The sequence below is a fragment of the Pseudomonas tohonis genome, assembly GCF_012767755.2.
GTDB classification, from domain to species: domain Bacteria; phylum Pseudomonadota; class Gammaproteobacteria; order Pseudomonadales; family Pseudomonadaceae; genus Metapseudomonas; species Metapseudomonas tohonis.
The window spans coordinates 239910-265156 of the sequence record NZ_AP023189.1 but is presented as its reverse complement, the minus strand read 5'-3'; the positions used below and the strand labels follow the sequence as shown (position 1 = coordinate 265156).

General features: G+C 56.9%; 24 protein-coding genes and 1 pseudogene. 10 read left to right on the top strand and 15 right to left on the bottom strand.

Annotated features, from left to right (window positions below; translation table 11 throughout):
• The first annotated feature begins 147 nt into the window (after positions 1–147).
• The 3 genes from istA to HSX14_RS01260 all read left to right on the top strand — a co-directional run bounded on the left by istA (position 148) and on the right by HSX14_RS01260 (position 3431).
• Complete coding sequence (gene istA, locus HSX14_RS01270; RefSeq protein ID WP_173180429.1) at positions 148–1647, top strand: IS21-like element ISPst3 family transposase; 1500 nt, start codon at positions 148–150, stop codon at positions 1645–1647.
• Entirely contained in the window at positions 1640–2443 is an 804-nt protein-coding gene (istB, locus tag HSX14_RS01265) for an IS21-like element ISPst3 family helper ATPase IstB (protein WP_011911830.1), read from the top strand. The genes istA and istB overlap by 8 nt, the downstream gene beginning before the upstream one ends.
• Before the next feature lie 469 nt (positions 2444–2912).
• Positions 2913–3431 (top strand): YkgB family protein, encoded by a 519-nt coding sequence (locus tag HSX14_RS01260; protein WP_003464991.1) that lies wholly within the window; start codon positions 2913–2915, stop codon positions 3429–3431.
• 29 nt (positions 3432–3460) lie between these two features.
• Here the strand turns inward: HSX14_RS01260 and HSX14_RS01255 are convergent, their stop codons facing one another.
• The gene (locus HSX14_RS01255; protein ID WP_003464995.1) at positions 3461–4306 is read right to left on the bottom strand and encodes an AraC family transcriptional regulator; all 846 of its coding nucleotides are present in this window, start codon (positions 4304–4306) and stop codon (positions 3461–3463) included.
• Between the two features lie 302 nt (positions 4307–4608).
• Positions 4609–5007, bottom strand: coding sequence for a mercury resistance transcriptional regulator MerR (gene merR, locus HSX14_RS01250; RefSeq protein WP_003089120.1), 399 nt, complete (start codon positions 5005–5007; stop codon positions 4609–4611).
• A 74-nt stretch (positions 5008–5081) separates the two neighbouring features.
• Between merR and HSX14_RS01245 the strand changes: the two genes are divergently transcribed.
• Genes HSX14_RS01245 through HSX14_RS31080 form a run of 3 tightly spaced genes read left to right on the top strand, consistent with a single transcriptional unit; the run spans position 5082 to position 5940 of the window.
• Complete coding sequence (locus HSX14_RS01245; protein ID WP_028697165.1) at positions 5082–5432, top strand: mercuric transporter MerT family protein; 351 nt, start codon at positions 5082–5084, stop codon at positions 5430–5432.
• 12 nt (positions 5433–5444) lie between these two features.
• A complete protein-coding gene (merP, locus tag HSX14_RS01240) occupies positions 5445–5720 on the top strand; it encodes a mercury resistance system periplasmic binding protein MerP (RefSeq protein ID WP_003150552.1) in 276 nt (91 codons plus the stop codon).
• A gap of 7 nt (positions 5721–5727) precedes the next feature.
• A complete protein-coding gene (locus tag HSX14_RS31080) occupies positions 5728–5940 on the top strand; it encodes a GDCCVxC domain-containing (seleno)protein (RefSeq protein ID WP_003089113.1) in 213 nt (70 codons plus the stop codon).
• A 12-nt stretch (positions 5941–5952) separates the two neighbouring features.
• On the opposite strand, the gene HSX14_RS01235 is transcribed toward HSX14_RS31080, so the two are convergent.
• Genes HSX14_RS01235 through HSX14_RS01225 form a run of 3 tightly spaced genes read right to left on the bottom strand, consistent with a single transcriptional unit; the run spans position 5953 to position 9599 of the window.
• Complete coding sequence (locus tag HSX14_RS01235) at positions 5953–8946, bottom strand: Tn3 family transposase (RefSeq protein WP_003299771.1); 2994 nt, start codon at positions 8944–8946, stop codon at positions 5953–5955.
• Between the two features lie 3 nt (positions 8947–8949).
• Positions 8950–9360 carry a putative toxin-antitoxin system toxin component, PIN family gene (locus HSX14_RS01230; protein WP_003463562.1) on the bottom strand — a complete coding sequence of 137 codons (411 nt, stop codon included), beginning with the start codon at positions 9358–9360 and terminating at the stop codon, positions 8950–8952.
• The gene (locus tag HSX14_RS01225) at positions 9360–9599 is read right to left on the bottom strand and encodes a ribbon-helix-helix domain-containing protein (RefSeq protein ID WP_003089107.1); all 240 of its coding nucleotides are present in this window, start codon (positions 9597–9599) and stop codon (positions 9360–9362) included. The genes HSX14_RS01230 and HSX14_RS01225 overlap by 1 nt, the downstream gene beginning before the upstream one ends.
• Positions 9600–9800: 201 nt before the next feature.
• On the opposite strand from HSX14_RS01225, the gene HSX14_RS01220 reads away from it, so the two are divergent.
• The gene (locus HSX14_RS01220; RefSeq protein WP_003150544.1) at positions 9801–10730 is read left to right on the top strand and encodes a recombinase family protein; all 930 of its coding nucleotides are present in this window, start codon (positions 9801–9803) and stop codon (positions 10728–10730) included.
• 53 nt (positions 10731–10783) lie between these two features.
• Here HSX14_RS01220 and HSX14_RS01215 read toward each other — a convergent pair whose 3' ends face one another.
• The 7 genes from HSX14_RS01215 to HSX14_RS01185 all read right to left on the bottom strand — a co-directional run bounded on the left by HSX14_RS01215 (position 10784) and on the right by HSX14_RS01185 (position 17668).
• Positions 10784–11350, bottom strand: coding sequence for an OsmC family protein (locus tag HSX14_RS01215; RefSeq protein ID WP_004574805.1), 567 nt, complete (start codon positions 11348–11350; stop codon positions 10784–10786).
• 14 nt (positions 11351–11364) lie between these two features.
• On the bottom strand, positions 11365–12141 hold the full coding sequence (locus HSX14_RS01210; RefSeq protein WP_004574804.1) for an SDR family NAD(P)-dependent oxidoreductase: 777 nt from the start codon (positions 12139–12141) through the stop codon (positions 11365–11367).
• A gap of 59 nt (positions 12142–12200) precedes the next feature.
• A complete protein-coding gene (locus tag HSX14_RS01205) occupies positions 12201–12785 on the bottom strand; it encodes a TetR/AcrR family transcriptional regulator (RefSeq protein ID WP_004574803.1) in 585 nt (194 codons plus the stop codon).
• Complete coding sequence (locus HSX14_RS01200) at positions 12782–13462, bottom strand: cupin domain-containing protein (RefSeq protein ID WP_004574802.1); 681 nt, start codon at positions 13460–13462, stop codon at positions 12782–12784. Before HSX14_RS01200 ends, HSX14_RS01205 begins: the two co-directional genes overlap by 4 nt.
• A 289-nt stretch (positions 13463–13751) precedes the next feature.
• Positions 13752–15698 carry an LTA synthase family protein gene (locus tag HSX14_RS01195; RefSeq protein WP_021703183.1) on the bottom strand — a complete coding sequence of 649 codons (1947 nt, stop codon included), beginning with the start codon at positions 15696–15698 and terminating at the stop codon, positions 13752–13754.
• Between the two features lie 558 nt (positions 15699–16256).
• Entirely contained in the window at positions 16257–16976 is a 720-nt protein-coding gene (locus HSX14_RS01190; protein WP_021703170.1) for a lipopolysaccharide kinase InaA family protein, read from the bottom strand.
• Positions 16973–17668: a class I SAM-dependent methyltransferase gene (locus HSX14_RS01185; protein WP_021703171.1), complete on the bottom strand. Its 696-nt coding sequence runs from the start codon at positions 17666–17668 to the stop codon at positions 16973–16975. Before HSX14_RS01185 ends, HSX14_RS01190 begins: the two co-directional genes overlap by 4 nt.
• A gap of 234 nt (positions 17669–17902) precedes the next feature.
• On the opposite strand from HSX14_RS01185, the gene HSX14_RS01180 reads away from it, so the two are divergent.
• Positions 17903–18319 (top strand): hypothetical protein, encoded by a 417-nt coding sequence (locus tag HSX14_RS01180; protein WP_228723522.1) that lies wholly within the window; start codon positions 17903–17905, stop codon positions 18317–18319.
• Between the two features lie 78 nt (positions 18320–18397).
• On the opposite strand, the gene HSX14_RS01175 is transcribed toward HSX14_RS01180, so the two are convergent.
• The 3 genes and pseudogenes from HSX14_RS01175 to HSX14_RS01170 form a co-directional block, all read right to left on the bottom strand.
• A complete protein-coding gene (locus HSX14_RS01175) occupies positions 18398–18751 on the bottom strand; it encodes a histone-like nucleoid-structuring protein, MvaT/MvaU family (RefSeq protein ID WP_021218895.1) in 354 nt (117 codons plus the stop codon).
• Between the two features lie 576 nt (positions 18752–19327).
• Positions 19328–19435: pseudogene (locus HSX14_RS31075) on the bottom strand (helix-turn-helix domain-containing protein); the annotation flags it as partial.
• Between the two features lie 422 nt (positions 19436–19857).
• Complete coding sequence (locus tag HSX14_RS01170) at positions 19858–20637, bottom strand: COG4705 family protein (RefSeq protein WP_021218897.1); 780 nt, start codon at positions 20635–20637, stop codon at positions 19858–19860.
• Positions 20638–21454: 817 nt separating this feature from the next.
• Here HSX14_RS01170 and HSX14_RS01165 point away from each other — a divergent pair.
• Both HSX14_RS01165 and HSX14_RS01160 read left to right on the top strand, forming a co-directional pair.
• The gene (locus HSX14_RS01165) at positions 21455–23377 is read left to right on the top strand and encodes an ATP-dependent nuclease (RefSeq protein ID WP_021218898.1); all 1923 of its coding nucleotides are present in this window, start codon (positions 21455–21457) and stop codon (positions 23375–23377) included.
• Positions 23374–25041 carry a UvrD-helicase domain-containing protein gene (locus HSX14_RS01160; protein ID WP_021701995.1) on the top strand — a complete coding sequence of 556 codons (1668 nt, stop codon included), beginning with the start codon at positions 23374–23376 and terminating at the stop codon, positions 25039–25041. The genes HSX14_RS01165 and HSX14_RS01160 overlap by 4 nt, the downstream gene beginning before the upstream one ends.
• The last annotated feature ends 206 nt before the right edge of the window (positions 25042–25247 follow it).

The following is a 25247-nucleotide window of genomic DNA, read 5'->3' as shown; positions in this document are numbered from 1 at the left end:
GGCGCGCGCACTAGAACGCCTAGTCACTCTCTTGTTGCCGCTGACCGAAAACTGACCCAGTAGAGGCTGTTCTGCCGACTGAAAACTGACCCAGGTGTTCAACTGCTTCTGCTCAATTTTTGAGCAGGAGAACACAGGGTGATCAGTATGGAAATGATGGGCAAAATCCGCCGGATGTATTTCCGCGACAAGCTGTCGCTGCATGAGATAGCCAAGCGCACCGGGTTGGCGCGCAACACGATTCGCAAGTGGGTCAGAGCACCTGAGGCCAAGCCGCCGGTCTACCAACGCCGCGCGATCTTTAACAAACTCAGCCCTTTTCACGCCACGCTAGAGCAGGCGCTAAAAGCCGATTCTCTGCGCCCCAAGCAACAGCGGCGCAGTGCCAAGGCGCTGTTGGCGCAAATCAAAGCCGATGGTTATGACGGTGGCTACAGCCAGCTCACCGCGTTTATCCGTGCCTGGCGAGGGGGACAGGGCAAGGCGTCGCAGGCCTTTGTGCCGCTGACCTTTGCTCTTGGCGAGGCGTTTCAGTTTGACTGGAGCGAGGAAGGCTTGCTGGTCGGCGGCATTTACCGGCGTATGCAGGTGGCACATCTGAAGCTGTGTGCCAGCCGTGCGTTCTGGCTTGTGGCGTATCCGAGCCAGGGCCATGAGATGTTATTTGACGCCCATACACGCTCGTTCGGCTCCTTGGGCGGCGTGCCGCGCCGGGGCATCTACGACAACATGAAGACCGCCGTCGACAAGGTCAATAAGGGCAAAGGCCGGGCGGTGAATGCGCGCTTTGCGGTGATGTGCGCGCATTACCTGTTCGATCCGGACTTCTGCAACGTCGCCGCTGGTTGGGAAAAGGGCATCGTTGAAAAGAACGTGCAAGACAGCCGCAGGCGTATCTGGCTAGACGCCCAGGACTGCCAGTTTCACTCCTTCGAGGAACTCAATGCCTGGCTGGGCCAGCGCTGCCGCGCGCTTTGGAACGAGCTGACGCACCCTCAATACAGCGGGCTGAGTGTGGCCGAAGTGCTGGAGTTGGAGCGCGCTGAACTGATGCCTGTGCCAGCGCCATTCGACGGTTACGTCGAGCGGCCTGCGCGGGTCTCCAGCACCTGCCTGGTCAGCGTCGGGCGCAACCGCTACTCGGTGCCGTGTGAGTACGCGGGTAAGTGGGTCAGCAGCCGTTTGTATCCGACGCGAATCGAGGTGGTGGCTGACGACGCGCTGATCGCCAGCCATGTCCGCTTGCTGGATCGCGACCAGGTCAGCTATGACTGGCAGCACTACCTCCCGCTGATCGAACGCAAGCCCGGTGCGCTGCGCAACGGCGCGCCCTTTGCTGATCTGCCGGCGCCGCTGCGTCAGCTTAAGCACGGTCTGGGGCGTCATGCCGGCGGTGACCGGATCATGGCGCAAGTCCTGGCTGCCGTACCGGTCGCCGGACTCGATGCCGTGCTGGTAGCCGTTGAGCTGGTACTGGAGAGCGGCAGCCTGAGCGCCGAACACATCCTCAATGTCGTGGCACGGCTGACAGCATCCGAACCACCACCCAGCGTCGAAACCCACTTGTCGCTCAAGGAAGCCCCCGTCGCCAACACGGCGCGCTACGACCGCCTGCGTGGCCAGACCAAGGAGATCGGTCATGCGTGATTTGATGGCGGAACTCAAGGAACTGCGCCTGCACGGCATGGCCACGGCCTGGGCGGAGTTAACTGCACAGGGTGAGTCGAACACAGCCTCATCCAAGTGGCTGCTCGAACACCTGCTGGAACAAGAGCACACAGATCGCGCCATGCGCTCGGTGAGCCACCAGATGAACATGGCCAAGCTGCCGATGCACCGCGATCTGGCCAGCTTCGATTTCAACGCCTCTAGCGCCGACGCACGCCTGATCAGCGAGCTGGCCAGCCTGGCCTTTACCGACACCGCGCAGAACGTGGTGCTGATCGGTGGGCCAGGCACCGGTAAAACCCACCTAGCCACCGCGCTGGCCGTGTCCGGCATCACCCGGCACGGTAAGCGCGTGCGCTTCTACTCCACGGTCGATCTGGTCAATCTGCTGGAGCGCGAAAAACACGACGGCAAAGCCGGGCGGATCGCCCAGGCACTGCTGCGCATGGATCTGGTCATCCTCGACGAACTGGGTTATCTGCCGTTCAGCCAGGCTGGCGGTGCGTTGCTGTTTCACCTGCTGTCCAAGCTGTACGAACACACCAGCGTGGTGATCACCACCAACCTGAGCTTCGCCGAATGGTCGAGCGTGTTCGGCGACGCCAAGATGACCACCGCCCTGCTGGATCGGCTGACCCACCACTGCCACATCGTCGAAACCGGTAACGAGTCCTATCGCCTGCAACACAGTAGCTTGGCGGCCCAGGCCAAGATCAAATCACGGGAGCGAAAGCGTAAGGGCGGCCAGGAACCGGAGGACGATGAGCCGTTCTGATTTCATGGCGACGACGGCCTGCTACATGGCTGCGTGTGGCAGGTCTTAAACAACTGAACTGGGCTAGCGAAGGAGTGGGGGCAACAGCAGCTGCGCTGGTAGACTTATCCACAGTTGCTGGTAACAAAATCAGCAATCCGCCCTGGGTCAAATTTCAATCGGCAGGGTGGGTCAATTTTCCATCAGCGCCAACACCCCAAGCCCCATAGTCAGATTTGAGAAATGACAGTAGGCGATGCCGCAACGCGCTTCATCGACCTATGTAAAACGACTCCTTTATCGAAATAGTGCACTCATCGCTCTCCACGGCGATCCCTTCATCGCGAATTGCACCGCCCAAGACGATCTGCACTGAAATCAATACTTTCTGATGCCTCTTGATTAGAGATGCCAGCCATAATCATCTCATCGCCAACGCATACGGCGTTCGGCAGCCAACACACTCTCACTCACTACTGGAAGCTCAGACATGAAAACCATAGGCATTGAAAACTCGAAGTCCAGCGTACAGGCCCACTTAACGCTTGGAACCAAAACTATGGGGCTAGGTATCTATGGCGCGTACTTGGCTCTCGCTATTATTTACTTCTGGTTCGGCGGCATGAAATTTACCCACTACGAGGCCGAGGGCCTGGTTCCACTGGTGAGCAACAGCCCGCTTTTGGGATGGGTGTATAGCATTTTTTCGGTCGACATGTTCTCCAGCCTGCTCGGCATACTAGAGATTTCGATCGGCACTCTGATCGCAGGCCGCATGCTGTCGCCCAAACTATCCGTGGTAGGAGGCGCTCTGTCTGCAGGCCTGTTCTTCACAACCCTTAGCTTTATGTTTTCCACTCCGGGCGTCATTGAGCCTAGTTTAGGGTTTCCGGCGATTTCCGTTGCGCCAGGTCAGTTTCTGCTTAAAGACTTAGGGTTGCTTGCTGTTTCGATATTTGTGGCAGGCCATTCGCTGGTTGAACTGGAAAAACGTAAAATTAATGCATAATTTTTTCAATGGCTTAAGGCAGTAATGCCTTAGGCCTTTTTGCCATCATTTTCCCCCGCCAGATCTTTCAACCAGTCACGAGGGCTCAACCCCGTCTTGCGTCTAAATGCGCGAGACAGCGCCGAAGGACTTTCGTAGCCGACTTGAGCTGCAATCAGCGTAATCGAGCGCCCTTCTCGCATCAGCTTCTGAGCCAGGCTAACTCGCCAACTCAACAAATAATCAGCAGGCGTCTGTCCGATGACACTCTTGAAATGCACGGCATACGCAGCGCGTGACATATTTGACTCACTGGCCAGCTCTGCTATTGACCAGGCATGTTCCGGGGAGTTGTGCATCTGTAAAAGCGATCGGGCAAGCCGCATGTCGGCCAGTCCAGCCATCATTCCGGTGCGCAACTGGTGATGATCGAGCAGGTAACGGAGCAACAGAATGATTAGGAGCTCAAATAAGCGCTCAAGCGCGGCTTCCCTTCCACAATGCACATTTGCCGCCTCGGCAAACATCCACTCCAACGTGTCTGCCAGCATGGGCAGATCATCGAGTGCGAGCACCAAACAGTCCGGTAATGAAGCCGACAAAGGATTATCAATTCCGCCCTCAAACTCCATGGAAGCACACAACAACTTTGCGCCATCGGACTCACCCGCAAACAATTGATGCTTGGCGGGGCGTGGCATAAAAATCAAGCTAGGGCGAGTGAGCTGCAAATCCTTGCGATCGGGACCAAGCAACGTCACGCTGCCGGCCTGAAGCAGATGGATATAACCTCGCCGCTCGGCGCCATCGTAAGATGCAGAGCCGCATAGGTCGCCGTCATAGAACAGATTGGCCCGCACGCCGAACCGCGAGAGCAAATTAGACAAACGATCCATTGGCCGATCCTTGACGAGTCAGAACGCACAGACCATACCATCTGCGTTGTCGTTCAGTGCCTGTAGCGAACATGCCGGCGTAAATCAGCCAACGGATAAAGTGATCACTGAGCAGCTCAGCCTCCCTTTCCAGTTCGGCTGTTAAAAAAACAACACCGTTGTTTGAAAGCACCAGCAAATCAAGTGCTCACTCTTCTATTTTACAGTACCTGGGGTTTGGGGAGCAATGGAACCAAAAACCAACGTAAGCTCTGAATCCCACCGTAAAGGGGCTTTCCGATCTCCAGCTCACCCGCCAGGCATTACTCTCTGATCAGTGCCTCGATGATCGGGCAGATCGTTCCGCCGTCTCCCGCATCACATTGCTGCACCAGTTCGCCTAACAGTTGCTGCATGACGACCAAGTCGGCCATCTTCTGCTCGATCAACGCGAGCTTGCGTGCAGCCCGTGCTCGCGTTTCGGCACAGGCGCACGACTCATCCAGCGTCAGCAGTCCACCGACTTCCGAGAGCGTGAAACCCAGCGCCTGAGCCCGCTTGATGAAACGCAGTCGCTTCACCATGTCCACCGGATAGCGCCGATGGCCACCCAAGGGTTTGGCTGGTTCATCCAGCAGCCCGCGTCGCTGGTAGTAGCGGATCGTCTCGACGTTCACCCCGGCGGCGTCTGCCAGCTTGCCAATGGTCAGCTCTGTGGCCATCACTTTCTCCTTGATTCCGTACTTTGGTACGGAGTTTAGAATAGCACCTAGGCAATCAGGCTCAGGAGATGGGAATGGGGATGCAACTCACCGGGAAAGGCTCGCTGGTCGCGAGTTCGCTGACCGCCATCGGTGCGTCGGTGTGCTGTGTCGGGCCACTGGTGCTGTTGGCACTCGGTGTCGGCGGTACGTGGGTGGGCGCTCTGACCATGATGGAGCCACTACGCCCCCTCTTAATCGGGTTGACTCTACTGTTCCTGGGATTGGCATTCCGCAAGCTCTACCTGGTGCCACAGGTTTGTACGCCAGGTACACCCTGCGCCGATCCGCGCACGCTCGTGCGACAGCGACTCGTGTTCTGGATCGTCAGCGTGCTGCTGCTCGGCCTATTGGCCGTGCCGTGGCTCGCCCCGCTGTTCTACTGAAGGAGATTAACCATGCGCAAACTGCTGATCGCCGTGCTTTTCGCCTTGCCCTTCGTGGCGCTGGCGGCTCCCCCGAAAACCGTCACGCTCGACGTGCAGAACATGACGTGCGGACTCTGTCCGATCACGGTCAAGAAGTCGCTGGAGAAGGTGTCCGGCGTGAGTGACGTCCAGGTCAATTTCGACCAGAAGACGGCGACCGTCACCTACGATCCCGATAAGGCCCAGCCCGAGGCACTGACTGAGGCGACCGCGAACGCGGGATACCCCTCCACAGTGCAGAAGTGAGGTCACGATGAGCGCCATTGTCCTTGAGTCCGTGCTGACTTGCCCGCGCTGCGGCTTCGCCAAGCCGGAAACCATGCCCACGGACGCCTGCCAGTTCTATTACGAGTGCAGCAACTGCAAGGCGCTGCTGCGCCCCAACCCAGGGGATTGCTGCGTTTTCTGTTCGTTCGGCTCGGTGAAGTGCCCGCCGATCCAGCAGCAGCTTGGGTGTTGCTCATAGCGTTTAGGGGGATCACAGGTCGTCGTCTGGATTACGCAGTGGCCGCAGCTCGCCGCGCGCAACTTCTTCCGGTACCGCAAAGGAATACCGCCCGAGCATGTTGATGTGCTCGTAGATCAGCGGCGATAGCCGGGCCAAATCCTCTTCCAGCACTGGATAGCCGTGCTGCTTGAGCCGTTCCACGGCCGCCGTCATGTAGAGGGTGTTCCACAGCACGATGATGTTCACCACCAGGCCCAGAGCACCGAGCTGGTCTTCCTGGCCTTCGCGGTAGCGCTGGCGGAGCTCGCCGCGTTTGCCGTGGAACACGGCGCGGGCCAGGCTGTGCCGGCCTTCGCCTCGGTTCAACTGGGTCAGGGTGGCGCGGCGCTTGGACTCGTCGTCGATATAGGTCAACGTGTGCAGAGTCTTTTCGATCCGCCCGAATTCGGCCAGCGCCTGGGCCAGCCGGGTGGGTCTATCTCCCGTTTGCAGCGTGCGCATGATGCCAGTCGCCGGCACCCGGCCGAGTTTGAGCGAGCCGGCCAGGCGCAGCAGGTCGTCCCAGTGCTCGGCGATCAGGTCGAGTTTGACCGACTGGCGGGCCAGCCCGTTGAGCTTGCCGTAGTCCGCGTCCGGGCGCGTGCGCCAGAAGCGGGTACCGCCGACATCGGCCAGCCGCGGACTGAAGTGGTAGCCAAGTAGGCGGAAGAGCCCGAACACCACATCGCTGTAGGCCCCGGTGTCGGTCATGATTTGCGTCGGCTGCAACTCGGTCTGCTGTTCCAGCACGACCGCCAGCAACACCAGGCTGTCGCGCAGCGTGCCGGGCACGGTGATGGCGTTGAGGCCGGAGAATTGGTCGGAAATCAGGTTGTACCAGGTGACACCCCGGCCGGTGCCGAAATACTTCGGATTGGGGCCGGCATGCACGGTGCGCACCGGTACGACGAAGCGCATGCCATCGGCGGAGGCGACCTCGCCGCCACCCCAGACTTGGGCCAGTTCCAGTTGGCTTTGCGCTCCGACCAGGATGGCGTTAGCCGCTGACAGGGTGTCGTCGCGGATATAATTCTGGCTGACCCAGGACAGCCGGTCACGGCGCAGCGCCGGGTTGTCGGTGCGGATCAAGGGCTCCAGGCCGGTGTTGCAGGCCCCGCCCAACAGCACCGCGCAGAGGCTGGTGACCAGGTTGTCGGCGCGTGCATTGCGTTCGGAGACATGGGTGAAGGCCTCGGAAAAGCCAGTGCGGGCGGCGATTTCCAAGAGGATTTCCGGCAGATCGACACGCGGCATCAGGTCAGACACGGCCGCCCGCAGTTGCAGCAACGAGCAGGGCTCGTCCAGCTTGTCCAGCGCCCCGAGCGACAGTTCGGTCTTGCCCTCGGTGTTCTCGCTCAGTTGAATCGCCGGGTTGTCGGGCAGGCGCGCGGCTACTGCCAGCCAGGTTGCATCCAGCTCGACGGACAAGGCGTCCAGGGTGGTTTTGGCGTCGATGGTCAGGCCCAGTGACCGGCAGATGATCGGTCGCGCCGCCAGCCATTCGGCACCGTCGAGCAGGCCAAGGCGCGGGTCGGCATAGCGCCAACTGGGCGAGACGAAGACATCGCGGCGGCGCAGGGCCGTGCGCAGCGCATCGAGCGTGCAGAACACATAGGCACCCATGTCGAGGGAGCCATCTTCGCGGGTGATGTGCTTCTGCCAAGCCTTGGCCACGATCTCCTGCGGCGCGTCATCCTCTGGCTTCCGGCGCGGCAGGTTCAGTTGCAGCCACTCCAGACTAGCCGCCACGCCCTTGCCGGCCGGGCTGAAGCCGAAGCGGATGTGCTTGAGCAGGTCGGGCAGGAAGCGGCGCACGCTGCGGTAGCGCGCTTCCAATGCAAGAAAATAGACGTCATCTACCGGGCGGATCAGCGCGTTGACCTCTTCCAGGGCCTTTTCCAGGGTGGTCCTCGGCAGGTCGTTGAACAGCCGGGCGCGCACGTTGTCATCGCTGATCGAGCTGTCCAGCACGACCTTGCACGCGGCGGCGAGCGTCGCGGCCGACCGATCCAGGTCTTTCAGGCTGCGCATGCGGGCTTTCTTGTCGGCCTTCTCCGCGTTGCTGAACAGGTCGCGCAGCAAGGCCTCCAGGACTTCCAGTGCGTCGTCGTGCGCAGTCGCCTCCAGGCAGAGTGCGAAGGCCACCAGTGTCGCCATCCGCCGCGACGCCGGCAGCCGATTAATCGCGGTGACCTTGGCCGTGTTGGCGAAGCGGGCCAGGGCGGCGATACGGCTGGGAGGGATGTGCGCCGCCGCCGGCAAGGTGATGCCGATGCCGCGCACGTCATCGAGCCGGCGCAGTGCCCGAATCAACGCGGGGCCACTGACCATGACCGGGCCGGAGCGCAATTGATCCAGCCGGGAGCTGCGGTTGCCTTCGGCCACCGTCAGCAAGTCTTGCAGTTGCAATCGCTGTTCCTCAGTCACGCTGCGGCCCAGCGTAAACCAGAGGCGTTCTTCGACCCGACTGCGCAACTGGGCGATAAAGCGCTCTAGTTGAGACACACCAGGCAGGAGGACTTTCTGTGTGAACAGCCACGAGGTGGCTCGCTCAAACAGCACTCCCGGCCGGTCGGTGCCCGTCCAGCAGAGGGCATACAGCCAGCGGCTCAAGCGAAAGCCGATGCCCGGATCGGTGAAATGACGATAGCCAAAGCGGTTCTGAATATCGGTGGCATGTATCCAGCGGCGATGATCGCTATAGCGCTGGAGGCAGTCGGGGTCTGGAATCGCCAGTTGTCGGCAAAGCACCTGCAGGACTTCCACCGGCACGGCGGCGGGCTTGTCCGGCAGAACGCCAACGAAGCGGACGGTGGTCAGCAGAACGGCATAACCCAGACGGTTATGGTTACCCCGCAGCACCTGGATGGCTTCACGGTCTTCATCGCTCAGGTGGAAGTAACGTTCCAGCTCTTCACGGCTGGGCGAATCAACATAGCGGCCAAAACCGTCGCGTTGCTCTTGAGTCAGAAAACCGACCGGCATTGATCACAGCACCTCGACGCAGAACACGGCGGGCGTGACGATCCGCGTGCGTTCGATGTGCCCGCGTTGCAGCAGGCCGGCGCGGCGATCACCGGTTATCAGGTAGTCCGCATCGCCCGCCAAGGCCATGGCCAGCAAAAACGAGTCATCCGGATCATCGGCTTCGACCTCGATGGTCAGGCGCTCCAGTACCACAGCCCGTTGCAGGTTATTGATCATGGCGCCCACCTTGGCGGGCTGTAGGATGGCCTGAAGCTTGGGATAGCGGCTGGCTCGACGAATTTCATCGAGTTGCATCCGCGAGGTCACCACCTCGAAACGCGCCGCCCGCCAGGCACGGTAGATCGCATCGGGCGCGCCATGTGGCGAGATCAGGGCGCTGAACAGGATGTTGGTATCCAACACGACCCGCATCAGCGCTTACGTGCCCAGTCGAGCGCTTCGTCAACCGCGTTGGTCAATTCTGCCTCACTCAGATGGGCGTTAGCGGCCTTGGCCTGCTCAGCGCTCAGCTCCAGGATGTGTGCCCGTACCGCTTCTTCGATGAAGCGCGACAGGTCGCCCTTACGGCCGCCGCCCTGGCTGGCCAGAAACATCCGAAGCGACTGGTCGGTGTCGGCCGAGACGGCGACATTCCAGCGAATGGTATTCATAGCGTTCTCCGCTAATAGGTGTTTGTGTGTTTATACGCCAATCACAAAGGGCGATGCAATGGTTCGACAAAACGAAGGTTTTGCCGAACTCTATCGAGGAATGGCTCGGTTCGTTAAGCTCCCCGCGCTACGGTTCAAATAACTGGTACGCTTAATCAAAGTTCAACTATTACTAACGTAGTCGAGTAAACAGTACTTTTGATGAAGATCGGTTATGCGCGAGTGAGCACTCGGGATCAGAAAGCCGACCTACAAGTCGATGCCCTGAAACAGGCCGGGTGCGAACGCATCTACCAAGACATCGCCAGCGGCGCGAAAAGCGCCCGGCCGGAGTTGGACAAACTGCTGGCCAACGTGCGGCCGGGTGATGCCGTGGTGATCTGGAAGCTGGATCGCCTTGGGCGTTCCCTCAAGCACCTGGTCGAGTTGGTCGGCGAGCTGGCAGAGCGCAAGGTCGGCTTACAGAGCCTGAATGACCCCATCGACACCACCCACGCCCAAGGCCGCCTGGTGTTCAACCTGTTCGCCTCGCTGGCGGAGTTCGAGCGCGAGCTGATCCGCGAGCGGACTCAGGCGGGTCTGTCGGCCGCACGGGCGCGTGGCCGGATCGGTGGCCGTCCCAAGGGCCTGCCAGCCAAGGCTGAGGCCACCGCCATGGCGGCCGAAACCCTCTACCGCGAAGGTCGCCTGAGCGTCAGCGCGATCGGCGAGAAGCTGCACATCTCCAAGAGCACGCTGTACAGCTACCTGCGCCACCGTGGTGTCGAGATCGGCGCGTACCAGAAGAGCGCCAGGTCACGCGACCAGCAGCCTTCGGCCGCGTCGCCGGCAGAGCCGCCCGCCGCCGAGCGGGTGGCCACCGTCACCCTGCGCCTCGCGGTGGTGAATAACAGCAAGTTCGTGCGCGGCCGGAAGCGGGCCACGGAGAACATTGAGCGCTACTGCCTGGAGCCCTATGGCATGAAGCGGCTGGATGCCGGCCACTATGAGTTGACCATTCCGTATCGGAGCGACGATGAGCTGGACAAGAGCGTGCATGACCTGCTGACCGAGATCAGCCAGGAGGCCGACATGCGCAACTGTTTTGTCGAGATGGGCGCCTGGGAAGAAGACACCGAAAAGCGTTGGTAGGGCTTACGTTGGTTTTTGGTTCCATTGCTCCCCAAACCCCAACACTGACTCGATCATTGGAGAATGGTCAGCTTGGCCTTGAGATCAATGGCTCTCGCGAAGTTGTGGTAATTCGGCGATGTTCGCTGCACCTGCGCGTGCAATGCTTTCAGCGCCGCCGAATCCGCCGACGACTCCATTTCGACCTCATACTCGACCTGGTCGTACCCTGGATTGATCCCAGGATCGATTCCAAGAAAACCTCTCAGATCGAGGCTTCCCTTTGTGCGGATAGTCAGCGATTGCAACTCGATGTTCATTGCCGCCGCATTTGCCGCGTAGGTTGCAGTCATGCATGCGTTCAACGCAGCCAGGATCAATTCTTGTGGATTAGCGGCCGTGTCGGTACCGAGCAATTCTGCCGGTTCGTCCGCGTCGATGACAAAGCCGCGCGCCAAGGCCGTGTCACCTAGTACGAGCGGCATGGTTCGCGCACGCGTCCGGGTGCCACCCTCCCAGGTTGTCACGACGCCGAACGTCGCGATGCCTGCGGCGGGCTTTGCTGCGACCTGATCTGCAAACTCACGCAATGCGCCGACGTTGATCCCGTTGCCGGGAGTTCCTTTAATGTTTGTGTTCATTTCTCGTTCCCCCATTATGTGTTACGCCCGGCCATCACGCCGCCGTCAACGTCCCAGATTGCGCCCGTCACCCATGCTGCCTTGTCCGACAACAGGAAGAGGATGACCTCGGCGACGTCTTGTGGCGTCCCAACCCTGCCGATTGGGTGGAAGCTGTTGAATCCCTGTAAGGCGCCATGAACCTCGGCCTTGGGTATGAATCCCTCGTAAATCGGCGTTTCGACAACCGCCGGAGAAACGGCATTGACCCTGATTTGTTTGGATGCCAGCTCCATCGCAAGGTGCTGGGTCAGCGAATGCAAACCTGCTTTTGCCATCGAATACGCGGACGACGGCGTAGCCGCAATCGCCTGCTTGCCCCACATCGAGCCGATGTTCACAATGGCGCCGGGACGCTCGCTGGCCACGAGATTGGCCACGACTTTTTGTGTGATGAAGAAGAACGCTTTATTCAACGTCAAATATTGTTCGTAATCACTTTCCGTGTGCTCAAGAAACGCCTTCGGGAAGAACACCCCAGCCGCGTTGACCAGAAGATTGATGTCCTTGTGGTGTTCATCGATGGTATGCAGGAGTCGCTTCACATCTTCGGCTCGCGAGAGATCGGCAGTCAGGGCGGTCACGGTGCCCAACGACGACAGCGCCTTGCGGGCCTCTTCGGCCTTGTCTTCACGGTGACCGACGATGACGACGCTTCCGCCTTGCTCAAGAACCATGCGGGCAGTTTGCAGTCCCATCCCGCTAGTGCCGCCGATGACCAACAACTTCTTGCCATTAAATTCAGTACTCATAATAATCTCCTTAACTACCAACTAAATGGTAGGGTTGTGTTGCAAAAAAAGTGCCGACCTCAGGTCAACACGGTGGAAAGAAAAGTGTTTCCAACTTCGGCCGGTCCGCGTGACGACCGCATGCCACGGCCCACCATCATCGAGCCTTCCAACGCGCACAAGAATGCCTCTGCGAGAGCCTCTGGGGTGGAATTCGAGGTGATCAGCGCGGCACGCTGACCATCGGCAACGACAAGAGTCAACCAGTCGAGATTGACTTTAAAGAATCGCTCGACCTCGCTCACAACGGCGTCCGGCAGCGAGTCCGACTCGGCACCCAACATGCCGCAGACACAAAGGCGCCGGTCCTTGGCGAAGGTGCGTTCGAAAAGTGCCGCATACGCAGTTAGCCTGTCAGGCGCTTTCGCATGCTGCCCTTCGATGCTCAGCAACTCCTCACGAAACCGGTGCGTGTAGCGCTGTGCGACCACGGCCACGAGTTCACCCTTCTTGGGAAAGTGGTGGTGGATACTTGGTTTTTTGATGCCTACCAACTGGGCCACGTCGTCGTATGAGAAGCCGTTGTAGCCGTGCTGCTGTACCAACCCTTCAGCGGCATCGACCACCCGCTCGGCGGTCGGCGAGATTTCGGAGAAATGCTTCATGCAAGCGCCTCATTTGATTCGGCGACTGGCAGGTGGCCTGTCTTGACCAGGATGGTGCAGCCTGTATTGCTGAAGGGACGGTGAGCACTCAAATGCGGACTGCGCATCCATGTGCCGGTAGGGTAGCTTCCGAACTCATCCTCAAAGACGCCTTCCAACACATAGATTTCTTCACCGCCGTAGTGACGATGCGAATTGAATCGTGTCCCCGGGGCCCAGCGCACCAAAGCCGTATGTTGTGTGTCGAACTCAGAAAGTGGCATCACCGACAGACCCGGCACGAGGCCTGGAAACCAGGGGCCGTTACGGGTGTCGACCACGGTGCGTTGGCTGTCGGCTAGATCAAGATGGCGCAGCTTGACGAACAACGTGCAACCCGTCGCGGAGCTCGGTGCATGCGAAGAACCTGGTGGATTCTTGATGTAAGTCCCAGGCCCGAAGGTCCCGGATTCGTCGCTGAATTCGCCGTCCAGGACCAGAATCTCCTCGCCCAAGTCGTGCTTATGATTTTCAAAAGCGGAGCCCGGCGCGTATCGCACGATCGAGGTGGCACGCGCCACTTCGTCGCCATCACGCTCCAGTAACTGGCGTTGAATCCCGGTCGCTGGCGAATCGACCCACTGTAAGCTTGAAGGCTCGACGACAACACGCTGCGAAAGATCTGAATTGAGTTTCATGGCTTTATTTCATCTACCGACTACTTGGTAGGTAAGTTATAAGATCCCGATTTGTTTGTCAAATAGCTTTCGCCATTTTCTTTCATCCATTGAAAAAACAATGAATTGGTTACAAGAACTCGCGAAGCTTAGCGTACGATTTTTTCCGAATTCTCTATCGTCCCCTAGAAGAGGTCCGCGATTGCGAAGTCCAACCTGGTCGGTTCAAAAGCTAAAAGCAGGGCAATGAAAAAGAGAGGGATGCCGTACCACCATCGTCTATCAAAACGGACTGAATATCGCTGCTGGTTCATTGCTGCCCCACCTCCATCTGCTTTTCAAACGGCTTCCAGGCCAATAGACCGTTTTGGAAAGCATGACTCGCCGCCTGGTAGTAGCTGATGTTCCTTTGCATCAGAGGATCCTGAGCATCCACTTGATACTCCCGGCTTTCGCCCAAGGCATCGTCATGCCGGCGCATATGATTTTGCGGACTGAGAATGGCCAGGTTTTTGCCGTCGAAAAGGCCCAGGTGCTGATAGTTGCCAATAAGAACCCGAGGCTGCGCAGCATTGCTCTTAAGCAAATCGCGGCCAAAGAACGTGGAGGTGTAGTCAAGGTTCAGCAAACCAAGGAGGGTCGGAGCTAGGTCAATCTGGCTAGCCAACTGACCATCCTCGCGAGCCGGAAGCCACTTGGGGGCGTATAGGAACAATGGGATGTGGTAATTGGCCACCGGGAGATCTTCCATGCCGGCGCTACCTGCACAGTGGTCAGCTACAAAGACGAACAGGGTGTTGTCGAACCAGGGCTTCTTTCTGGCCTGCTCAAGGAAGTTACCGATAGCCCAGTCGGTGTACTTAACCGCCCCCTCACGCCCATCGCCAGCAGGTATGTCGATGCGACCACTCGGGTATGTGTATGGACGGTGATTGGAGGTGGTCATCAGTTGCAGCAGGAACGGCTTGCTAGCTGCATGATCAGCATCAGCTAAGCGAAGTGCTTGAGCATAAAGATCCTCGTCCGCCATGCCCCAGGCATTTTTAAAGTGGATGTCGGCCTCATCAACACTGCTCTGATCGACCACGCGGTACCCGTTCCCGCTGAAGAAAGCGTTCATGTTGTCGAAGTAGCCGCGACCGCCATAAACAAAGACGCTGTCGTAACCCTGAGACGCAAGCTGCTGGCCGAGGCTGCCATAGCCACTCTCACGCCCAATGCGCTTCACGATGGAACGCCCTGGCGTCGGCGGTATGGAAAGCGTGATGGCCTCAAGGCCTCGGTCTGTCCGGGTACCGGTTGAGTAGAAATTGTTGAAGAACAGGCTCTGCTTACGCAGCTCATCCATGTTCGGGGTCAGCCCCCGCGGATCACCGAAGCTGCCCAAGTATTTGGCTGACAGGCTCTCGATGGTCACCAGGACAATATTGAGCTTACGTGGCGCTCCTGGATTGTTGATCTGCCGGCGAATATCCACCGGATCATCGCTAGTGAATTGTGCAGTCGGCTCGCTCATCTCCTGGCGCAACTGCTGGCCGATCTGGGCATCAGGCAGCGTGCTGTAGAACTGCTGATAATCAAGCTCGTTGTTCCGGAACGCCGCAAAGAACTGATATGGACCATTGCTCGCTAGCTCGTGGCGGTATGCGTTCCCCCCCATCCCTCGGGGACTGTCTTGATTGAGCGCCACTGCGGACAGAACTACAGCAAAACCCAACCCAGCCACGGCGATGCCACGAGAGCACCACGTCGGTAGAGGTGCATTCAAGGCCGCAATGAGGGGGCGACGGAGCATCCCCCCCAGCAGTGCGCTAACTGCGCCGAGACCGAGCAGTAGCAACCCGATGGGATAAGACTCAAGCAAGTTGTTAAGCACCTCATCGGAGTACACCAAGTAGTCCACGGCGATGAAGTTGAAGCGCACTCCGAACTCGTCCCAGAACAGCCACTCGGCTGTAGAGACAAAAAGCATGGCAAACAGGCTGACCAAAAACAGAGTAATCAGAAAAATCCGATGCCCAGGACGTCGCCAAAGCACTGGCGGGCACAGCAGCAGATACAAACCTAGAGGGAAAGCTGCATAAGCCAGGAAGCCAAGATCATAAAGTGCTCCAATAGCAAAGATTCCAGCGGACGCGCCGCCAGCCTCAGTAAGGTGAGAACCAAGCAAGACTGCCCGAGTACCCAAAAACACCACCAGCCAACAGGTCAGCAGCAGTAGTAGGAAACGCATAGGCGCAGTGCGGGGAGTGAACATACGAGAGTCCGAGCAGTAGAAATGCCCGGCAGTCTGCAAAGTGCGCCGTCGAAAACTGGTGAAGAAGATGTGAAAAAGCTGTCAACGCCGTGCGCGCATCTAGAACTCTGATGACGCAGCAGTAACTTCTGATTGAGACGTGAGTGCTATGCGAGAATTTTCGCCCTTCAGGAACAGGCACGAGCCTGCTCTTTGCTACTGACTGAGCGATGAACTGTCCGAACCCCGACATGATGTTTTGTCTGACAAATGACTACATCGGTGATGCTTAGAAGGGTTACTCCCAACCCCATCACACAGACAAAGACTCGGTAAGGCAGCCCCAAAATGCAGATTGCTCAGCCAGATAGAAACAGTGGCTCCAGAGTGCGCACCGGTAGGTAGCAGGGCTGATAGCCAAGTCCCCGTCCGAGCATCAAACAAGACTCCAGCACACTCGGCCTGATCAAGGACCGCAGGAGTTATCTGCAACTATTTCGTCCCCAATAATTGGCATTCAGCAATGCCATGGGGCGCATTTCACAGACACCGCCATCACAGATATACAGCCACAGCCCCCTACAAAGCCCCTCTTAGAGCAAGCTGGTAGGATCCCTCGAGAGCTAGCAGATCATCCTTGGGGAGCTCTCCCCAGTGCCTCCTCAGCTGGGATAGATCTTTTCGAGAGGCCTTGCCGACACTCCATCTCTGCCGACTCTTCTCCAGATCGAGCAAAGCAACTTCGACCTGCACTCCCCCCAAGGTATTGGTGAGGGTTTTGACAAAGATGTGCTTGGGATACAAGCAGCCATGCTGCCACCTACCCTTGTGCAACCGAGCCAGCTCTGTGCCAAGCGCCGCCATGAGGTGTTGGGCAACGTGAGTCTCACCCTGAACTCGATACCAGTCCTGAAGGCTAACGAAACCACGAAGCGCCTCTGTCACCAGTAGCGCTTGCCAATTTCCGTCACTGCGACGGGCTCCACAGTAAACAATGTTTGGTGTTCGAATACCGAGGCGAGCATATGCCAGGTACGCCTTTCGCTCACGCAGCACCGTAGGTAGTCCCATTGGGTGCTGAAGAGAACGATAGATGTGGCCGATCTGACGCTTGCAGTAGAGATCCGGCCGCTCATCGTTAAGAGAGCGCAAAATGCGCACTCCGCTCTCTCCTCCCCGCCGCTTATTGGCTGGCTCTACCCATTCCCCACCACTGTCCCACCAACGATCAAATGAGCGAAGGCCTTTGGCGCCCTTCTGCACCCGCCCTGCAGCACTGGTAATCGTATGCAGGCTCATAGCTTGGGAGCCTTACGCAAGACATATGTGCGCCACATGGCGTAGCCCGGCAAGAAGTCCAGGTGGCCAACGACCTGGAAACCTGCCTCTTTAAACTCACTTTCGATCACCGATCGAGGAACGATGAAGCGGTTTTGGTTCTGCGCTGGGCGACCTTTCAGAGCTCGTCTCGACTCAAGGCGCCGGCGCCTCCAGGCCTTGAAATTGCCGTCAACCCAGAGAGAGACGATGACGCTATCGCGACTAACTCTGGAGAACTCTCGTAGCATCGCAAGGCGATGCTCTGAAGACTCGATGTGATGCAGCAGTCGGATACAGAAGACGCAGTCCACTTCACTGTCATTGAGTTGAATATCAAAAGCGGAGGTTTGGAAGGTAGTGATCCGCCGGACAACATCCTTCGGCTGCCCCTGCCTAGCTATCTCAAGCATCTCAGCAGAGTTGTCAGCAGCAAGGATTACTCGATTAGGGTTCTCGCAGAGCAGCGGCCAGAAGCGGCCTGCGCCACTAGGCAGATCCAGAACTTGTGCGGGATCGCCCGCAAGCTTAAGTGCTTGTCGTGCAACCTCCACATCCCGCCAATGGGAAATTCGTCGAGCCAGACCATCCTGATGCTTAGCAAAGTATTGCTGAGCATGGTCGCGGTCGTACTTGCGGGAAAATTCGAGCTCGATAGGGTCTTGCTTGAGCATGAGATAGCGCTCCAGATGGTCTGGTTGACCACCCTAGAGATCCGGGCATCAAGCACTCGTTAAAAAAATGCGAAAAATTCGTCAACTGCGGAGCAACGGTTACTTAATATTTCAGCGTCGAGCAGTGTGGCAGTAACACTCAATTAAGCTTGATGTTTTTTTCACAATATCTTGACGACTGCTTAACAACAGAAAGAACAGACTGACTTCAAGGCTACACCCTGGAATCAGTCAATGCATCGCCCGCATACATCATTTTCATTACTAAATAATGAAAATTCACCCCTATTAGCTGCATGTCTAATTTTTTCAGCAGCGCTCATATCTGGCTGCCAAAACACTCAAGAACAGATGTTATACGAGGGCTACCCACCAACCTATGTTGATGGCTTCGATGCAGGCTGCAGCAGCGGTCGGCATGCTGGAGGAGGTCTAGAACCATTTCGAAAAGATGTACGGCAGTACATGAACGACTCGCTGTACAAAATGGGGTGGGAGGATGGGCTTAGCCAGTGCAAAGACGCACTTCAAGCAGAGGAAGACAGGATCGCCAACAAGCCTACCGACGAGGATAACGAGTGGCGTAGGCATGTAAAATCTCGAATGGGTGAGGCCTTCTCGAAGAAAAAGCAATTGGATTCCGAACACTAATTTACGTGATATCTACCCAACCGCTCTCCAAAAGAAAAGCCAGGCAATGCCTGGCCTTTCGCAATCGACGCGGCTGACTTACTGCAACCACCCGTCTACCTTTTCAGTTCCGTATTGCGCCCTCCAAGCCTTCAGCACTTTGCTGGCACCTTTGGTCTCAACCACTTCACCGGTTTCTGGATGCTTATAAACCTTGACCTGGCGTTTCCGGCGCTGCCCCTGCATTGCCGGAGCCAAGCGGCGACTTGCTTGTGGGTCGAGAAGAGAAATGACGCTTCCCAAATTAAAGCCGTATTCAGCCATGAGCTTGCGTAGCTTTTCTTCAAACTCAATTTCACGCTTCAAACCACCATCATTTTTAAGCACATCGAGCTGCTTAATCTGAGCGGCAAGCTGAGCCTCAAGAGCCTTGAATTCTGCAAGCTTAGACATAGACAAACCTTTATTAGGGTGTATTGGATTAAATCACTCTAACACGAGCCATCTGCAGCGAGGAAATTAACGACGAATAGGTCGACCAATGCACTAAATTTATGCCGTACGGCCTAGTGAAGCCTGATACCTCCCCACCCATTTCATGGCAAAGCACCCCACTCAAGCGCGTAGAAGCGGTGATATATAAAGAACCATGATCATCGATTGGCATGTGCTCTAGCTTGGCACGAAAACGCCTAATCGATGTAGATAATTGCTTTCTTATCTCCGTATTTCTTCTGCATTAACTGAAGTGCCACCCTAGCGTAGTCATGCTTGTAAAACCACGCAGAGTGCTTTTCTTTACCGTCCTTCAGATAAAGCACACGGTACCGAGGCGCAGAAATTGGCGCCTGCATGGCAGTTCGAAGGCGATCACGCTCAATGCGAGCAGACAAAGCCAATTTTGCGCGTAGCGCGGATTGAGCATCCATCATTATCCCTTAACGAGCTTCGTAATACCTATGCTGGCAGGTATGCGTAGCTTGATAAGGTAGTGTGGAACGGAAAAAGTTCACCCCTTGATCATTCGCCCTACTCATTAAGATCAGCGAGCCGAAACCCTACGCCTCGAATAGTATGTAGCAAGGGCGTGCCGAATGGCTTGTCTAGCGTTTGCCGAAGCTTATGGATCTGAGGCCTGGAACACCACAGCTCGCAAATATAAGCATTATCGTTTGCTAGGCAGCTCCCAACTTTGTGTCAAATCATGGCCGCGAGGATCGGCCAATACGGGGGGGGCGCCCTCAATTACTGGTGCTGCCTACACCTAGGTTGCCGGGCAAGCCCACTCGCCCGGGTTGGCGAGCAGTGGGCTCAGCTGCTGCGGTGGTTGGTGAATGAGCCCTGTAGGCGACTCACATACACGCTGGATAAAGTTGTCGGTGAACAGCAGCTTGCCGGACACGTAGTATTCGTTTGGCCGCAGGTTGGAATTTCAATCTTCGTGCTCAGCCGGGCAGCCAACCACTGTTAGCCATTCAAGTAATGATCAACGTGGCAATCGACTGTCCGAACTGGAATGACAACAGGCTGGCGGCATTCTCGCCGCCAGCCTTCCCAAGTCACCTGCCTGCTTGGACCCGTGGGCGATCGCGCCAGCTCAGGTAGCACACCAGTGCAATGATGATGACGGCGAACACCTCGCTGGTTCCGACCGTTCCAAGCCCCAACCCGCCTTTCTTGGCTGAGTGCGATAGCCAGTCGCCCACGGATGCTCCGAACGGCCGTGTGAGCACATAGGCGACCCAGAAGGCCGTCACGACATCCAGGCGGAAGAAATAGTGGGCGATCGCCACAGCGAGGATGCACCCGGCGAAGAATAGGGCCGAGATCGCGTAGCCCAGCTTCAGCTCTTCCGCGACTAAGTCACCGGCGGCGGTTCCGAGCGCGAAGGTCATCAGGATCGCCGTCCAATAGAAGAACTCCCTCCGCCCCGGGTAAATGGCCAGGATCGACAGGGTCTTCTCCTGGGCGAACCAGAGCACAAAGGTCAGTACCAGCAGTACGCTGAACACCGCGGTGGTGGTGGTCAGCGCCACACCATAGGTGTCCACCAGGCTGTCGGTAACCAGAGTCCCGAAGATGCTCACCTGCACCACCGCCAACCAGTACTTCCAGGGCACGTAGTGCTCGCTGCGCAACTGGATGAACATGACCGCCACCAGCAACGCCCCCATGATCAAGGAGGTCAGCGGTAGCCCGAAATGCAGTTTGAAGATCAGGAAGTCAGCCCCCGTCTCCCCAACCGTGGTCGACAGGATCTTGATCACCCAAAACACCAGTGCCACCACTGGAACCTTGTTCTGCAGGGCATCGGCCCAATCACTATTGTCCACTCGCATGCTGGAGCCTCCGTGTTGTCGTTGTTCGAGGCTCGCCGGGATGCGTGTACACCCACCGCCTTTGCCAAGAAATGCGAAGGAGGTTAGAGGCGAAGGTGTGAAGTGCCTGTCAAGTGCACGTGAAGTTTTCGTTGGCCTGGCAACATTACGCGGGAGGAGCGATCTGCTGTCCTGAACAAAACTCGGCAGGTCCGCCCAGCGAGGGAAATAAAAGCAGCCTTACCAGTCTTCGAGCAGGAGTCGTTAGTCAGTGAGACCAAGAAGCAGGTGCTGTCGCCACTTCGCTCGATAGCTCAGAAGCCGAGGGAGTGATAGTCCAGCGTCCGCTATTGGCCGATTCTGTTGAAAAAGTCCCGTCGCAATTTTTCCCCATGAAAGAGCGTGAGCGACGTTGAAATCTGGCTTGCTCAGAAGGAAGAGCTGTCTTGGTTTTTACGTAGCAACACCGAAATCGAGTGCTTTCTGAGCTACCAAAACGCAGCTCGCTCAGAAACCGACTTTTTCAACAGAATCGGCCGTAAAGGGACATCCCGTAGAGGACAGCTAGGGACTAACAGTGGCATTCCAGCGCCTACGAATTATGGGGCGATTCAGCAGCTAGAGCGGCCACAATCCAGCTGCTTACGAAACAGCCTCTGATCGGACTGCAGCTTCGCCAGACAGGCATATTTGATACTGCAAGCTGGCTCATTCCTGACTTATGCTTCAGAGAGCTACTTCTTCGGGACGAACAAGAGCGGCTGTAGGATGTGCCATCCGCTAGCCTGCGGCCCCGAAGAAAACGAACAACAAGATTAGTCAGAAGGGAATCTGAGCGATGAGGCTGAGCAATCTGCTTATCAGTAACTTCCAGTCCTTTGGGCCGGCAGCGGAGGAGATCTCGTTCGAAGATGTTACCTACCTCCTAGGCCCTAATGGTGCAGGGAAAACAGCCGCGCTGCAGGCACTCTGCCGGATGTTTTCAGTTGATCCCAGCTTACGCCGAATCCGCCGTTCAGACTTTCACGTCCCTGCCACTGAAGCGAAGCAGCCCGAGCAGCGTCATCTGTGGCTTGAAGCAGATTTTACGTTTGAGGAAACACTCGAGGACGATGATAACGACACTGTGCCGCCGTTCTTCGGGCAAATGGCAATGCGCGAGGTGGGAGGGACCCCTTGGATACGCTTTCGCCTAGAGGCAACACTGTACGAGGATGGGGAGATTGAAGAGCAATTTCTCTTCGTCACCAAGACGGACGAGAATGACGAGCCTGTATCGAAACAGGCGGTTCCAAAACGGCATCGTGACACAATCCATCTCCACTACCTCCCAGCCAAGCGCGATCCTTCCGATCACGTCGCCTACGGCGCAACAGCCCTTCTGGGGCGGCTCCTACGAGCTGCCAACTGGACTGAAGACCGAGAGACGGTAAAGGATCTCACAGAGCAAATTACTGACTGCCTTGTTGAGAACGAGTCAGTTAAAACACTGAGCGATAGCCTCACCACTGCTTGGCAGCGTCTGCACAAGGGGGACTTCTTTGCATCGCCCCGCCTGACGTTTGAGAACTCTGAGATCGAAGCATTACTTCGGCACCTCACTGTCTCCTTCAGCCCTGGCCATGGAGAAAATCAGGTTGACTTTGCACGCCTGAGTGATGGGCAGAAGTCCATGCTGTACCTCTCGCTGGTCCTGTCAGCACTCACGATAGGGCGTGATGTGAGGTCGGGAGAGAACAAGGCTTTCGATCCCCATAAATTGAAACCGCCGGCATTCACCATCCTCGCGGTGGAAGAGCCGGAAAACAGCCTTTCGCCACATTACCTCGGCCGCATCGTCAACTCGCTGAAGTCCTCAGTCGACGTGGATGCCCAAGCACTGATAGCCACTCAAGCGCCCTCTATGCTGCGGCGGGTTGAGCCTGAAAACATCCGGTACCTGCGACTGAATGGAGATCGGCGCACCCAAGTCACAACTATTCAGCTACCTCAGAAGCATACCGACGCTTACAAGTTTGTTAGGGAGGCGGTGCAGGCGTTTCCTGAGATCTATTTCGCTCGACTGGTGGTGCTGGGGGAAGGTGATAGCGAAGAGATCGTACTGCCCAGAATCCTTCAGGCGAAGGGGGCACCTGTCGATGAATTTGCTGTTGCAATTGCCCCGCTCGGTGGTCGCCATGTGAACCACTTTTGGCGGTTGCTCTCAGCGATCGGAACTCCCTACATCACGCTCCTTGACCTTGATGTCGGCCGCCATCAGGGCGGGTGGGGACGCGTGAAGTACGTCAGGGACCAGCTTGCTCAGTATGCTCCTGAAAATAACCTACCCGCTGGCTGGCCTTACCATGAATGGAACGATCCCAACACGCCTGTACGAACCCATAACTGGTTCGAGAGTGGAACAGTAAGCCTCTTCAACGAGCTCGAAAAAAGGAGCGTTTTCTTCTCCGACCCCTTGGATCTGGACTTTGCAATGCTGTGTGCCTTCCCACAGGCATATGAGGCTGAAGCCATCGCAGCAACCCCAAAGAGCCACACCAAGGTCTTAGGAGATAGCCATTTCAATCCCGACCAATACGACGAAGATGAACAGAGCTTGTTCGAGGCTTACCACAAGCTTTTCAAGTTGAGCAGCAAGCCTGCAGCCCACTTGGGCGCGCTAGGAAGGCTCACTGATCAGGAGCTTCTTGATGGCCTGCCTGAGTCGCTGGATCGGCTCGCAGATAAAGTTATCGAACGGCTCGATGAGTCACCGGAATGATCAAGCCTGAACGCTGGGTTCCCTCCCCAGGAATTCGACTGGAGAGAAATGCGTGGGAGGCTATCCGGGAGCGAGAAGAGTCAGTAGTGCTTACTGCTGGTCCTGGTGCAGGCAAAACAGAAGTACTTGCGCAGCGAGCGGACTTTCTTCTACGTACGAACTCCTGCCGCTACCCGAAACGCATACTTGCCGTCTCGTTCAAGACCGATGCCAGTCGGAATCTCAAACAGCGGGTTCAGCTTCGCTGTGGCTGGGATTACTCGTCACGCTTCGACAGCGTTACCTTTCATGGCTTTGCGAAGAGGATCATTGATCGGTTCCACCCAATTTTGGTGGATGAGGCGTTGAGCCAAGACTACGAAATTGGTCCACAGTACATCCGAGGCAAACAGATCACCTTCAATCATCTGCTCCCGCTTGCCCTTCGGATCGTGAAAGAGAGCGTGATCGCCCGCAATGCAATACGTCAGTCCTATTCACATGTGTTCCTTGACGAATTCCAAGACTGCACTGCAGACCAATACGAACTGATAAAACTGCTGTTCCACGGTACACCAGCGATCCTGACCGCTGTAGGAGATACCAAGCAGACCATCATGGGTTGGGCAGGCGCACTTGAAGGAATCTTCAAAACTTACGCTGACGACTTTGGTGCCCGCCCTCTGCGCCTGTTCTTGAACTTCCGGTCCCAGCCAGCCCTTCTGCGGATGCAGAATGACGTCATTCGGGAGATTGAGGCTGATGCGGTGATGCCGGAAGATCTTGCCAAGGGTGATGGGGGGGAGATTTTGGCGGGGCGTTTCCCAAATGCCGCGGAGGAAGCGCAGGCTGTAGCGAACCTTATTCAGCGCTGGATTTCTCAGGAAGGCATACCACCTAGTCAGATCGCCGTTTTGATGCCTCGTCAGATTGAAGAGTACGGCGAATTCCTAATGTTTCGACTCACTGAGTTGGGAATCGCTCATCGCAACGATCACAACCTTCAGGATCTCCTGAAAGAGCCGGCAGTCAGCCTTGTAGTCGACTACCTCACTTGCCTGTACGGCCAGGAGCAAGCAGAAGCATGGTCTCGATTAATGGACCACTTCACCCCGTTCGAGGACGACGACAGCCGAAGCAGTGCCCAACGGATCTTCGAAGAGACCTATCGTGAGCACCTGAAGAAAGTTAAGCAAGAGCGCAAAACAGCGAATCCATATGCCTCATGGTGGGATATGGCCAATGAATTCCTCAAAAAACTAGGCTTCTCGTCCGTCAGTGCACTCTCCGCCGACTACCGCTCCAAGGCTCGTCTGTTAGAGATTGTTCGCGAAGTTCGTGAGCGCATCAGAGGGCTACTGGCTACAGAGCCAGATTTACTCAGAGCATTGGCACGGCTTTCTGACGATTCGGCAGTTCGGTTCCTAACCATGCATAAAAGCAAAGGTTTGGAGTTTCATTCGGTAGTTGTGCTTGGCGTCGAGCAACAAACGTTCTGGGGGCAACTCGACCAAGAGCGATGCGTGTTCTTTGTTGGAATCTCTAGGGCCAAAAACCGGCTTGTGCTTACAACTGCGGATTACAGGCCATGGCCAAAGAACGCAAGAAGATGGGATGAGCATCGAGCTCCGCATGCCGAGTTTGTGAGCCATGTTGTGCGCCATCTCACCAAGCAGCACTTCTAATTATTAAATTCCCGCTCACGCTGTGGAGGAGGCTTGGAAATAAAAAACCAAAGCCAGCTCGGATTATGCGGTCAGACCCAAACCAGAATTCCTTATTGGTAGTGGGAGGCCTTAAAATTCGCCGAGAGTAAGCGTAGATGTAACGACTCTTACCCGCTCTATGCCATTGGGGATATGTTCCTCATCCGTATTTGAATATTTGCCGC

What these genes read in the sequence shown, in the direction of transcription:
- HSX14_RS01205 (WP_004574803.1), bottom strand. Translation starts at nt 12,785, where the DNA reads ATGAAGCATTTCTCCGAAATCTCGCCGACCGCCGAGCGGGTGGTCGAT.
- HSX14_RS01235 (WP_003299771.1), bottom strand. Translation starts at nt 8,946, where the DNA reads ATGCCGGTCGGTTTTCTGACTCAAGAGCAACGCGACGGTTTTGGCCGC.
- HSX14_RS01215 (WP_004574805.1), bottom strand. Translation starts at nt 11,350, where the DNA reads ATGAACACAAACATTAAAGGAACTCCCGGCAACGGGATCAACGTCGGC.
- istA (WP_173180429.1), top strand. Translation starts at nt 148, where the DNA reads ATGGAAATGATGGGCAAAATCCGCCGGATGTATTTCCGCGACAAGCTG.
- HSX14_RS01180 (WP_228723522.1), top strand. Translation starts at nt 17,903, where the DNA reads ATGCATCGCCCGCATACATCATTTTCATTACTAAATAATGAAAATTCA.
- HSX14_RS01170 (WP_021218897.1), bottom strand. Translation starts at nt 20,637, where the DNA reads ATGCGAGTGGACAATAGTGATTGGGCCGATGCCCTGCAGAACAAGGTT.
- HSX14_RS01185 (WP_021703171.1), bottom strand. Translation starts at nt 17,668, where the DNA reads ATGCTCAAGCAAGACCCTATCGAGCTCGAATTTTCCCGCAAGTACGAC.
- HSX14_RS01175 (WP_021218895.1), bottom strand. Translation starts at nt 18,751, where the DNA reads ATGTCTAAGCTTGCAGAATTCAAGGCTCTTGAGGCTCAGCTTGCCGCT.
- HSX14_RS31080 (WP_003089113.1), top strand. Translation starts at nt 5,728, where the DNA reads ATGAGCGCCATTGTCCTTGAGTCCGTGCTGACTTGCCCGCGCTGCGGC.
- HSX14_RS01260 (WP_003464991.1), top strand. Translation starts at nt 2,913, where the DNA reads ATGAAAACCATAGGCATTGAAAACTCGAAGTCCAGCGTACAGGCCCAC.
- merR (WP_003089120.1), bottom strand. Translation starts at nt 5,007, where the DNA reads ATGGCCACAGAGCTGACCATTGGCAAGCTGGCAGACGCCGCCGGGGTG.
- HSX14_RS01195 (WP_021703183.1), bottom strand. Translation starts at nt 15,698, where the DNA reads ATGTTCACTCCCCGCACTGCGCCTATGCGTTTCCTACTACTGCTGCTG.
- istB (WP_011911830.1), top strand. Translation starts at nt 1,640, where the DNA reads ATGCGTGATTTGATGGCGGAACTCAAGGAACTGCGCCTGCACGGCATG.
- HSX14_RS01190 (WP_021703170.1), bottom strand. Translation starts at nt 16,976, where the DNA reads ATGAGCCTGCATACGATTACCAGTGCTGCAGGGCGGGTGCAGAAGGGC.
- HSX14_RS01160 (WP_021701995.1), top strand. Translation starts at nt 23,374, where the DNA reads ATGATCAAGCCTGAACGCTGGGTTCCCTCCCCAGGAATTCGACTGGAG.
- HSX14_RS01200 (WP_004574802.1), bottom strand. Translation starts at nt 13,462, where the DNA reads ATGAAACTCAATTCAGATCTTTCGCAGCGTGTTGTCGTCGAGCCTTCA.
- HSX14_RS01220 (WP_003150544.1), top strand. Translation starts at nt 9,801, where the DNA reads ATGAAGATCGGTTATGCGCGAGTGAGCACTCGGGATCAGAAAGCCGAC.
- HSX14_RS01165 (WP_021218898.1), top strand. Translation starts at nt 21,455, where the DNA reads ATGAGGCTGAGCAATCTGCTTATCAGTAACTTCCAGTCCTTTGGGCCG.
- merP (WP_003150552.1), top strand. Translation starts at nt 5,445, where the DNA reads ATGCGCAAACTGCTGATCGCCGTGCTTTTCGCCTTGCCCTTCGTGGCG.
- HSX14_RS01230 (WP_003463562.1), bottom strand. Translation starts at nt 9,360, where the DNA reads ATGCGGGTCGTGTTGGATACCAACATCCTGTTCAGCGCCCTGATCTCG.
- HSX14_RS01245 (WP_028697165.1), top strand. Translation starts at nt 5,082, where the DNA reads ATGGGGATGCAACTCACCGGGAAAGGCTCGCTGGTCGCGAGTTCGCTG.
- HSX14_RS01210 (WP_004574804.1), bottom strand. Translation starts at nt 12,141, where the DNA reads ATGAGTACTGAATTTAATGGCAAGAAGTTGTTGGTCATCGGCGGCACT.
- HSX14_RS01225 (WP_003089107.1), bottom strand. Translation starts at nt 9,599, where the DNA reads ATGAATACCATTCGCTGGAATGTCGCCGTCTCGGCCGACACCGACCAG.
- HSX14_RS01255 (WP_003464995.1), bottom strand. Translation starts at nt 4,306, where the DNA reads ATGGATCGTTTGTCTAATTTGCTCTCGCGGTTCGGCGTGCGGGCCAAT.